Source organism: uncultured Novosphingobium sp. (assembly GCF_964277725.1).
GTDB classification, from domain to species: domain Bacteria; phylum Pseudomonadota; class Alphaproteobacteria; order Sphingomonadales; family Sphingomonadaceae; genus Novosphingobium; species Novosphingobium fluoreni.
Genome location: NZ_CAXYKL010000169.1, coordinates 1 through 10,406 on the forward strand (window position 1 = coordinate 1; position 10,406 = coordinate 10,406).

The following is a 10,406-nucleotide window of genomic DNA, read 5'->3' on the forward strand; positions in this document are numbered from 1 at the left end:
CAATCTCCCGAACCTGATTGTCTGTGTTCTGCTCTGCCGTGCTTACGCGGCAATAGGCGAATGTGCGTGCCATGCTGCTATCCCTGTATCGAATACGTGCAACACTATGTGGCATGTACCGGAACTAGGGTCAAGCTAGTTTCTGATACGCCTGCCCAGCCCGTACCGTAATCGGTCGGTTGTGATACGCCTGCCGTAGCTGGGCTGGACCTGTGATCGGCAGGGCAGGGCTGGCCTTCGTTTGCGCAGGGAAGGGTGGGCAAGCCCCCTACGGGGACAATGCGAGCGCCTCTTGTCTGAGGTGCCGCCTCGCGTAAGCAAACCAAACTTAAGCCGTGCAAAGGTACTGCTAAATTGATGTCACCTGCTTCACAGATGTTTTGCTGTAGGGCAAAAGCGACTGATGATTAGGAAATTTCTGAGGCTCTGGATAACGCGCGCTGCTCAAGATAGCGTAACGCTTACTGACAAGCTAACAGTATTGATCGTGCCTTTTTCAACCTTGGTTATACACTTAACCGGGCTCCAGATGACCGCAACGATCCAAGAAACGCTCGCACTTGGTGTTGCTGCTTCCGTTATTGGCGTTGTTGTTCTGCGCCTGTTGGCTGCGCCATATTGGATATGGATGGACGATCAGCGGGAGCGGGGCAGACTTATTCATGAGATCAGCTTGCCTGAGCGACAGGTCGAGGCGGCGATGAAGGATTATGCGGTCGCTGTAAGGCAGCAGCTTAGCGAAAAATTAGCGCAGCTTGTGGCCATGACGCACATGGCATCAGCAAAAATCCCCTTTGGGGGTTCGCTTGAAGCGGCTAGTGCCGAGTTGTTAAAACTAGATACTGATATATTTGCCCTAACCTCTCAGTTGTCGTATGACATGGCCGTTAGGATTTCAGTAATAAATCTCCAAAACCTATGTTTTGATCTTATTCGTAGCCCCGTTCCTAGTGAAGATCGTGGGCCTCTTATTGAAAGGCTTTGGAAGCAGCGTAAGCTGACTTTCAGGATTTTACATAAAGACCACCGGATTAGCGAACTAGTTTCTCTTATGGAGCTAGAGATACTTTTAGAAGATCACGGTCATTCATTGCGGTCAAATCTCGCATCATCCAAAAATTCGCAAGAAAACGATTATTTTGACGAACTTAAAAGGCTGGTGCGAGAAATTGGGCTCGATTTACATACTGAGGAAGTTGCGCGCAAACTCCGCCGGGACTTACGTGAGATCGACGCGAAGCTAGATTAGCTTGCCACCGCTAGTACAATCGGCTAGGACAAACGAACAAGGCGAAGAAATTAAATCGTTTGTTTTCAATGCTTAGGAGGGGCGTCAAGCCAGTTCAATCCTCCCCAGCAGCACCATTCCGGCCGTTTGAGGCCGCATATCGCTCTCGTCATATCTCCGTCACGAATGTGGTGCATCAGCGCCCGGCGGTGTTAGCGCCGTATTGTGGCGGACGGGCCTGGCAACGCGGTGTTAGCAGCTTGAGTGGCAAGGCGTGGCTGCGGTACAGCCGCTACACACGATGCGGATTGGGGAATCCTGGCAGTGAAGATCGGTGAAGTCCTGGCGCTTGGCATTGGCGTGGCGATGGCGGCGCTCCCGGTGGCGGCCTGCGCGGACGTGTTGCAGATAGAATCGCAAGGTGCGCGCTGGGTCGCGGGTGGTCCGGCCGCCTTTACGCCGGCTGGCATGGAAACCGTGCAGGATGAGGTCGCGGAGATCGCGCCTGACGGCAGTGGCTTGCATCCCGCCTCGTTCACCAGTGTCGCCGATGCCGCCGGGCCAGAGCGATTCCGTGCCCGCGTGGCCGAGCTGGCGGCGAAGTACGACATCAGCCCGACCTTGCTGGAAGCGGTGGTCTGGCAGGAAAGCCGCTGGAACGTCGCGGCGATTTCGCCGGTGGGCGCACGGGGCTTGGCGCAGTTGATGCCGGGCACGGCGCGGCAGTTGGGCGTGGACCCGGCCGATCCCATGGCCAATCTGGAAGGCGGAGCGCGCTATCTGCGGATGCAGCTCGATGCCTTCGGCGGTGATATCGAACGCGCGCTGGCGGCTTATAACGCCGGCCCGGCGCGTGTGCAGAAGGCGGGCGGCGTGCCGGCCATTCGGGAGACCCAGATGTACGTCGCTTCGATCATGTCCCATCTGACCGACCCGGTGCGCAAGTGAGCGTGCGTCGCATCTTCCTGGCGCTGACGGCGCTTTTCGCGCTGCCGCAAGCCGCCTTGGCGCAGACGGTGACGCGCGATCCCGCCGGCAGCGGTCCGATCGTGGCCGCGCTGGGCTGGCTTCAGGGCACTTTGCTGGGCAATGTCGCTACCGCCGTGGCGGTGATGGCGGTGGCGGCCGTAGGCTTCATGATGCTGACCGGGCGGATGAACTGGCGCTTTGGTGCGACCGTGATCATCGGCGTGTTCATTCTGTTCGGTGCCGGCGCTATCGTCTCGGGCATTCAGTCCGCCGCTGTAGGCGGATGACTTCAGTACGACCCGGGCCTGGCCCGGGTCGATATCTGTTTCAACCCAGCAGCTTGGCTGCGATCTTGCGCACGTCTTCTCCCATGTCGGGGCGATCGAGCGCGATGGCCAGCGTCGCCTCGACGAACCCCAGCTTCGAGCCGCAATCGAATCGGCGGCCCCGGAAGGTGACCGCGTGGAACGGCTGCGTATCGATCAGCTTGGCCATCGAATCGGTAAGCTGGATCTCACCGCCCGAGCCCTTTTCCTGTGTGGCCAGGAGATCCATCACCTCGGGCTGAAGGATATAGCGGCCCGAGACGATGAGGTTGGACGGCGCGTCTTCCACCTTGGGCTTTTCGACAAGACCCTTCACCTCGGTCAAGGCACCAGAGCTCTTGCCCGGCGCGATCACGCCATAGCTGGAGACTTCCTCTCCCGGCACTTCCAGCACTGACACCAGGTTGCCGCCCACTTGATTGTACGCCTCGATCATCTGGGCCATGCAGCCGGGCGAGCCGTACATCAGCTCGTCGGGCAGGAAGATCGCGAAAGGCTCATCCCCCACGACCGCACGTGCGCACCACACGGCGTGGCCCAGGCCCAGCGGCACTTGCTGTCGCACAGTGGTGAGGTTGCCCGGTTTCATCCGCGTGGCGTCCAGCGGCTCCAGCGACTTGCCGCGCCCGGTCATCGTCGCTTCCAGCTCGTACGCGGTGTCGAAATGCTCGACGATCGCGGTCTTGCCCCGCCCGGTGACGAACACGAATTCCTCGATCCCCGCCTCGCGCGCCTCGTCGACGGCGTATTGGATCAGCGGGCGATCGACGATCGGCAGCAGCTCCTTGGGGATCGCCTTGGTCGCGGGCAGGAAACGCGTGCCCAGGCCTGCCACCGGGAAGACGGCTTTTCGAACGGGCTTGCGAAAGGTGTTCTCGGACATTGGCGGGTCAATCCCCCTGGTTGATGCTGCATCGCAGTGTAGGCGGCTTCGCCCTAGCAGGGCAATCGCTTGCAGACGATGGTTGCAATCACGTGAAGCCCGCATCCGCTCATCCGTTTTGGAAGGACGGTATGTGGCGGCGGCGCTCGCTTGCCGCTGGCCGCAAACTCGCTAAAGCGCCGTGATGGACAAGATCATCATCCAGGGCGGCCAGCGCCTTTCCGGTACCATCCCCGTTTCCGGCGCAAAGAACGCCGCGCTCACCCTTTTGCCATGCGCGCTGCTGACGGATGAGCCGCTGACCCTGCGCAACCTGCCGCGTCTGGCCGATATCGACGGTTTTCAGCATCTGATGAATCAGTTCGGCATCTCCACCACGATCGCCGGATCGCGGCCGGAGGACTTTGGCCGGGTGATGACGCTGGCCGCCACGCGCATCACCAGTTCGGTCGCGCCTTATGAACTGGTGCGCAAGATGCGCGCCTCGATCCTGGTGCTGGGCCCGATGCTGGCGCGCATGGGTGAGGCGACGGTGTCGCTGCCCGGTGGTTGCGCCATCGGCAATCGCCCCATCGACCTGCACTTGAAGGCGTTGGAAGCGCTGGGCGCGACGATCGAGATGGCGGCGGGCTATGTACGCGCGATCGCACCGGACGGTGGCCTGCCGGGCGGGCGATATTCCTTCCCGGTCGTATCTGTCGGTGCGACAGAGAACGCGCTGATGGCGGCGGCCACCGCGCGCGGCAAATCGACGCTGCACAACGCCGCGCGCGAGCCCGAGATTGTCGACTTGTGCAATCTGCTGGTGGCGATGGGCGCGCAGATCGAGGGGATCGGCAGCAGTGACCTGACCATCCACGGCGTTCCCCGGCTTCATGGCGCCACATATCGCGTCATGCCGGACCGTATCGAGGCCGGCAGCTATGCCTGCGCCGCGGCTATCACCGGTGGCGAGGTGACGTTGACGGGCACGCGTATCGAGGAAATGGACGCCACGATCCAGGCGCTGCGCAGCGCCGGTGTTCATGTCGAACCAAGGGCCGACGGCCTGCATGTGGCATCGGATAGCAAGTTGCGCGCCGTGACCCTGGCCACCGCGCCTTATCCCGGTTTCGCCACCGACATGCAGGCGCAATTGATGGCGCTGCTCTGCCTGGCGGAGGGTTCCAGCGTCCTGACCGAGACGATCTTCGAGAATCGCTACATGCACGTGCCTGAGCTGAACCGCATGGGTGCCCGGATCGAAACCTCGGGCCGCACCGCGATCGTCCACGGCGTGGGCAAGCTCTACGGCGCTGAAGTGATGGCGACGGATCTGCGGGCGTCGATGAGCTTGGTGATCGCCGGGCTTGCCGCCGAAGGGGAAACGCAAGTCCACCGGCTCTATCATCTAGATCGGGGTTATGAGCGCCTGGAAGAAAAGCTCTCGCTGCTCGGCGCGCAGGTCGAAAGGGTCGGCGGGGAGTAGAAACATTCGGCAACACAAGGCGCTCCTCGCGCGTTGGATGGAACGTAATGCGAGAGGAGCAGACACCATGGGTTTGATCAGGTTGGCCGTCGCCGGTGCCGCTGGCTACGCGCTCTACAAATATGCCACGCGAGACGAAGGCCAGGCTACTCTGGCAGGGTCGGCGAGCGGGAATCGGAGTTTCCAGCGCGTGCGTGACGCCGGCACAGCCGAGATGTCCAACGCCCCGCGCACCTGGAACCGGGTCGACGAGGCCAGCGATGAAAGCTTCCCGGCCAGCGATCCGCCGTCGCACTACTGAGGAATTGGTTCTCGAACGATAAAAGGTGGCGGAGAAATCCGCCGCCTTTTTTCATGGTCGTGATCGCCCATCCACCCGGCGGTGGCGGGCCGCCATCATGCTTTTGTAGAAACGAGCCACACCCGGATCGCGCCTGCAAGACCTGGGGGATTTTCGGCTTCCAGCCGTTCCGCGTCGATCCGTGCGACCAGGGCGTTGATCGGCACGCCGTCAGCAGCAGCGCGCGCCTTCAGCATGTCCCAGAACACCGGCTCCAGACTGATCGAGGTCTTATGACCGGCGATCTCCACCGAGCGTTTGACCGGAGTATGGAATGGGACTGCCATGGTTCTGCGGTATCGTAAACCAAGGCGAGATAACAGTCGCGTGACGGCTCAGTGCCGCCTTGACCGGGGGCGGGTTCGGCGGACCCAAAGTCCGCAGCCCCGCCCGCCATCCGTCAATACATGTGCTGGCCGCCGTTGATGCTCAGCGTCGATCCGGTCACGAAGCCGGCATTGTCGCTGGCGAGGAACGCCACGCCGCGCGCGATCTCGTAGGCATTGCCCAAGCGGCCCACCGGAATCTTGGCGACGATCTTTTCCAGCACCGGCTCAGGCACGGCCGCCACCATGTCGGTATCGATGTAGCCAGGGGCGATCGCGTTGACCAGAACGCCGAACTTCGCGCCTTCCTGCGCCAGCGCCTTGGTGAAGCCGTGGATGCCGGACTTCGCCGCCGCGTAGTTGACCTGGCCGTACTGGCCGGCTTGGCCATTGATCGAGCCGATGTTGATGATCCGGCCCCAACCGCGATCGCGCATGCCGCCGAACGTAGCCTTGGCCATGTTGAAGCAGCCGCCCAGGTTGATGCGCATCACTTCGTTCCAGTCGTCGAAGGTCATGCGATGCAGCGTGCCGTCGCGCGTGATGCCGGCATTGTTGACCACGATATCGATCGGGCCGACATCGGCCTCGACCTGCTGGCAGCCTACCAGGCAGGCTTCATGGTCGCCCACGTCCCACTTGTAGGCCGGAATACCGGTTTCGTCGGTGAAGGCCTTCGCCTTTTCCTCATTCCCGGCATAGTTGGCGACGACCGTATGGCCGCGCTCCTTCAGTGCGAGTGAGATGGCTGCCCCGATACCCCGGGTGCCGCCGGTAACTATTGCAACACGTGCCATTAAGATGTCCTCGCCGTCATCCTCTCGGCCTCATTGCTACGGGCAGTGCCGGGTAAGCACAAGTTATCGAGTGATGATTTGATTGAGGATTGATTGCATATTCTGCACACGCCCGAGCGCAATTCGCGCCCTAGGATCATCGGGCTGTAACAACGGGGTCGATCGAACAGTCCGCGAATCAGAAGCTGAATTGCGTGCCTACGTAAACCGCCTGATTATCCTGCGCGCCGTCCGTCAGCGTCGTCAACCGCTCACGCTCCTGCGAATAGCGGACCCCGGCAGTGACGTTCAGATTGCGGGTGACGCGATAGGCACCGCCTACATCCACTTCGCTGCCGTCCGCGGCGAAAGTGCGGGGCGCGCGGCCCGGGGGTGCGTTCTGCTCCATGAAAATACGCGGTGAGAAGCGCGATCCCTCCGAATTGCCACGCGAGGGTGCCAAGCTGTATTTGCGCACGTCGGTCAGATCGGCCGAAGGCTTCGGCGTCACCGTCTGCTGCGCGATGTCCTGGGCGAAATTGCGATAGCCGCGCGAAATGCCAAGGCTGAAGCCGGTGGGGGCGATCCGCAGGTCACTGTCAGACTTCGCCAGCGTCCGCCCGCGCACGGTGATGGCCTGCGCGGCTGCGGGATCGACCCGCACCGCCACCGTCACCGGTCGTTCTGCCTCTTCTGGGGCACCGGCGGGCGTGAAGGGAAACAGTTGCCCCTTGGCGAGCGACCGTATCGCCAGGATGCGGGACAACCCGGCAGGAGCAGGCGCTTCGGCGCCGGTCTCCACTGCGGTGAGCGCCTGGTGGTTCGTGAAGTTGGCGGTGAATGCCAGCACGGCGCTGGGCAGCGCCAGAAGCGAAACCGCCCCGGCCAGCAGCAGCGACGTGGTCGCTCCACCCTTGCGTTCGCGTTCAACTGACATGCGCTTTACCTTGTCACTCCCTGCGAGCAGCCTGGCGCAGGTGATTGCGCCACTGCCGCATCTTTTATCGCGTCAGTTTTAACACAGCCTGATCCGGGCGAACAGGGGCATGGCCGGCAGGCCGACGCATGCGGGCCACGGCCCACTTGCCGCGCGGGCGTGGCGGCGATAGAGGCGGTGGGTAGCGGGTGCCGCGCTTTCGCGGCCACTTCTTCCGCATGGGAATCAGGAACTGGGTACGACGATGACAGCCCGCACCGACGATAGATCACGCGCTCTTTCCCGCGCCGGCCTTGGCCTGGCGCTCGTCCTGGCGCTTGGCGCTTGCGGCGGCAAGAAGGAAGTCCGTGCGGAAATCGCCCCCACGCAGGTCACCACGATCGGCGTCAACAGCTACTTGTGGCGCGCCAGCCTGGACGCGCTGTCGTTCATGCCGCTGCTGCAGACGGACAGCAACGGCGGCGTCATCGTCACCGATTGGTATTCAAACCCAAAGAACCCGTCCGAGCGGATGAAGGTGTCGGTGACCATCCTCGATGCGGACTTGCGCGCCGATGCGCTGCGTGTCGTGGCCAGCCGCGAAGTGCAGCAGGGCGGTGGCTGGGTGGCAGCGCCCGTGCAGGCTGCCACCGTGCAGAAGCTGGAGGATATCATCCTCACCCGCGCTCGTGACTTGAGGCGCAACTCGGTCGGCTGACGATCCAGCCATACCTTCGTCATGCCCGCGAAAGCGGGCATCCATCTCCTGACGTTGGGTAAAGCCGAACCACCTGGAGATGGATTCCCGCTTTTGCGGGGGATGACGAAGCTGTGTAAGTGGCGCCGATGCCCGCTGGAGACCTGCAAACATGACCGAGCGGTTCGATCCCGCCACCGCCGACACGCGCTGGCAGCGTGTGTGGGATGAGCGCGCCTGCTTCACCGCCGACGATGCCAGCACCAAGCCGAGAAGCTACGTGCTGGAGATGTTCCCCTATCCCTCAGGCCGGATCCACATTGGCCACGTGCGCAACTACACGATGGGTGACGTGCTGGCCCGCTACAAGCGGATGACCGGCCACGAAGTGCTCCACCCGATGGGTTGGGACGCGTTCGGAATGCCGGCTGAAAACGCGGCGATGGAAAAGGGCGTCCACCCCGGCGGCTGGACGCGTGAGAACATCGCCAACATGAAGGCCCAGCTTAAGCGCCTGGGCTTCGCGCTTGACTGGAGCCGCGAACTGGCGACGTGCGAGCCGGACTACTACGGCCACGAACAGGCGCTGTTCCTCGATCTCTACGCGGCGGGCCTGGTCTATCGCAAGGAAAGCTCGGTCAACTGGGACCCGATCGACCAGACCGTGCTCGCCAACGAGCAGGTGATCGACGGGCGCGGCTGGCGCTCCGGCGCGCTCGTTGAGAAGCGCAAGCTCTCCCAGTGGTTCCTCAAGATCACCGACTTTGCCGAGGAACTGCTCGAAGGCGTGCAGGGGCTTGAGCATTGGCCCGATAAGGTGAAGCTGATGCAGGAGAACTGGATCGGCAAGTCGCGCGGGCTGCAGTTCCGGTTCAAGCCGATCAACTTCGCTGACGAGATCGAGGTCTATTCGACTCGCCCCGACACGATCTTTGGCGCGAGCTTCGTCGCGGTCGCCGCCGAGCATCCGGTGGCCCAAGCCGTCGCGGCCGGTTCGCCCGAGGCACAGGCGTTCATCGCGCTGTGCAAGCAGGGCGGCACCACCGCTGCCGAGCTGGAGACGGCGGAAAAGCTAGGCTTCGACACTGGGCTGAAAGTCCGCCACCCTTTCACCGGCGCGGATCTGCCGGTGTGGATCGCGAACTTCGTGCTGATGGACTACGGCACTGGCGCGGTGATGGGTGTGCCCGGCCACGACCAGCGCGACTTCGAATTCTCGACCAAGTACGGCCTGCCGATCGTGCGAGTTGTCGCCGCCGACCCCGCCGATGCCGGTGCGCCATTCCAAGGCGAAGCCGAGGCGGGCGACGGCGTGCTTGTCAACTCCGACTTCCTGAACGGCCAAAGCGTCACTGATGGCAAGGCCGCCGTCATCGCCCGTGCCGAAAGCGAAGGCTGGGGTGAGGGCAAGACAGTGTGGCGCCTGCGCGACTGGGGCGTCAGCCGCCAGCGCTATTGGGGCACGCCGATCCCCTTCATCCACTGCGAGGCCTGCGGCGTCGTGCCGGTACCCAAGGACCAGCTGCCGGTTGTGCTGCCCGAGGACATCGATTTCCAGACGCCGGGCAACCCGCTAGTGCGCCACCCCACGTGGAAGCACGTCGACTGCCCCGCTTGCGGCAAGCCCGCGGTGCGCGAAACCGACACGCTCGACACTTTCGTCGATTCGTCATGGTATTTTCTGCGCTTCGCCAGTCAGCCGGCAGACAAGCCGTTCGACCGTGAGGCGATCGCCAAGTGGTTGCCGGTGGAGCAGTATATTGGCGGTATCGAACACGCGATCCTGCACTTGCTCTACGCCCGGTTCTGGACCCGCGCGCTGGCCCGGATCGGCATGATCGACGTGAAAGAGCCTTTCGCCAGCCTGTTCACGCAAGGCATGGTGACGCACGAGACGTATGTTCTGGAAGGAAACTTTGTCTCTCAGGATGGCAGGACCCTGTACCCTGCGGAAGATGTAATCTTCGCAGGTGATGGCTTCTACTTGAAGTCTGATCATACTCGCGTGGAGTACGAGCCAGCAGCTGGTCGCGGAATCGTACAGTATATCAATCCATCGCAGGTTCGAAAGAATGGACTAGAGGCGTATTTCCTCAGTTCCGACCTTGAGGTCCATGTGGGCCGCGTCATCAAGATGTCGAAGTCGAAGAAGAACGTCGTCGATCCCGACGCGATCGTCGCGACGTACGGCGCCGATGCGATTCGCTGGTTCATGCTGTCCGACAGCCCGCCCGAGCGTGATCTGCCTTGGTCCGAATCGGGTATCGAGGGCTGCTGGCGCTTCGTCCAGCGGCTGTGGCGCTTGTTCGCGCATTTCGATGCCACCGCCATCGGCGAAGACAAGACGATTGACCGCAAGCGCGACCAGACGGTCGCCGCCGTCGCGCAGGACATCGAGGCGCTTTCGTTCAACAAGGCCGTAGCGCGCATCTACGAACTGACCAGCGCGGTGGAGAAGGCGCAGCCCTCCGCCAGCC

At 62.4% G+C, this 10,406-nt stretch carries 11 protein-coding genes; 7 read left to right on the plus strand and 4 right to left on the minus strand.

Translation table 11 applies throughout. The annotated features are described in order from the left end of the window. Positions 1-529: 529 nt before the first annotated feature. From ACHWRX_RS09680 to ACHWRX_RS09690, 3 genes are all read left to right on the plus strand, one after another. Positions 530-1,249 carry a hypothetical protein gene (locus ACHWRX_RS09680; RefSeq protein ID WP_394659034.1) on the plus strand — a complete coding sequence of 240 codons (720 nt, stop codon included), beginning with the start codon at positions 530-532 and terminating at the stop codon, positions 1,247-1,249. 294 nt (positions 1,250-1,543) lie between these two features. Beyond that, positions 1,544-2,176 carry a lytic transglycosylase domain-containing protein gene (locus tag ACHWRX_RS09685; protein ID WP_394659040.1) on the plus strand — a complete coding sequence of 211 codons (633 nt, stop codon included), beginning with the start codon at positions 1,544-1,546 and terminating at the stop codon, positions 2,174-2,176. Positions 2,177-2,178: 2 nt separating this feature from the next. Next, positions 2,179-2,484 carry a TrbC/VirB2 family protein gene (locus tag ACHWRX_RS09690; RefSeq protein ID WP_082667862.1) on the plus strand — a complete coding sequence of 102 codons (306 nt, stop codon included), beginning with the start codon at positions 2,179-2,181 and terminating at the stop codon, positions 2,482-2,484. A gap of 40 nt (positions 2,485-2,524) precedes the next feature. Here the strand turns inward: ACHWRX_RS09690 and galU are convergent, their stop codons facing one another. After that, complete coding sequence (galU, locus tag ACHWRX_RS09695) at positions 2,525-3,406, minus strand: UTP--glucose-1-phosphate uridylyltransferase GalU (RefSeq protein WP_394659035.1); 882 nt, start codon at positions 3,404-3,406, stop codon at positions 2,525-2,527. Positions 3,407-3,590: 184 nt separating this feature from the next. Here galU and murA point away from each other — a divergent pair, with 184 nt between their 5' ends. Both murA and ACHWRX_RS09705 read left to right on the plus strand, forming a co-directional pair. Beyond that, positions 3,591-4,874 (plus strand): UDP-N-acetylglucosamine 1-carboxyvinyltransferase, encoded by a 1,284-nt coding sequence (gene murA, locus ACHWRX_RS09700; protein WP_394659036.1) that lies wholly within the window; start codon positions 3,591-3,593, stop codon positions 4,872-4,874. Positions 4,875-4,941: 67 nt separating this feature from the next. Continuing rightward, the gene (locus tag ACHWRX_RS09705; RefSeq protein WP_394659037.1) at positions 4,942-5,175 is read left to right on the plus strand and encodes a hypothetical protein; all 234 of its coding nucleotides are present in this window, start codon (positions 4,942-4,944) and stop codon (positions 5,173-5,175) included. A 95-nt stretch (positions 5,176-5,270) separates the two neighbouring features. Here the strand turns inward: ACHWRX_RS09705 and ACHWRX_RS09710 are convergent, their stop codons facing one another. The 3 genes from ACHWRX_RS09710 to ACHWRX_RS09720 form a co-directional block, all read right to left on the minus strand. After that, entirely contained in the window at positions 5,271-5,501 is a 231-nt protein-coding gene (locus tag ACHWRX_RS09710) for a ribbon-helix-helix domain-containing protein (protein ID WP_394659038.1), read from the minus strand. A gap of 113 nt (positions 5,502-5,614) precedes the next feature. Beyond that, positions 5,615-6,337 carry an acetoacetyl-CoA reductase gene (phbB, locus tag ACHWRX_RS09715; protein ID WP_058735588.1) on the minus strand — a complete coding sequence of 241 codons (723 nt, stop codon included), beginning with the start codon at positions 6,335-6,337 and terminating at the stop codon, positions 5,615-5,617. Positions 6,338-6,515: 178 nt separating this feature from the next. Continuing rightward, positions 6,516-7,253, minus strand: coding sequence for a hypothetical protein (locus ACHWRX_RS09720; RefSeq protein WP_058735587.1), 738 nt, complete (start codon positions 7,251-7,253; stop codon positions 6,516-6,518). Between the two features lie 244 nt (positions 7,254-7,497). On the opposite strand from ACHWRX_RS09720, the gene ACHWRX_RS09725 reads away from it, so the two are divergent. After that, complete coding sequence (locus ACHWRX_RS09725; RefSeq protein WP_058735586.1) at positions 7,498-7,950, plus strand: DUF3576 domain-containing protein; 453 nt, start codon at positions 7,498-7,500, stop codon at positions 7,948-7,950. Positions 7,951-8,101: 151 nt separating this feature from the next. Further along, positions 8,102-10,406 (plus strand): leucine--tRNA ligase (gene leuS / locus ACHWRX_RS09730; RefSeq protein ID WP_394659039.1); only part of this gene is annotated, 2,305 nt, incomplete at its 3' end.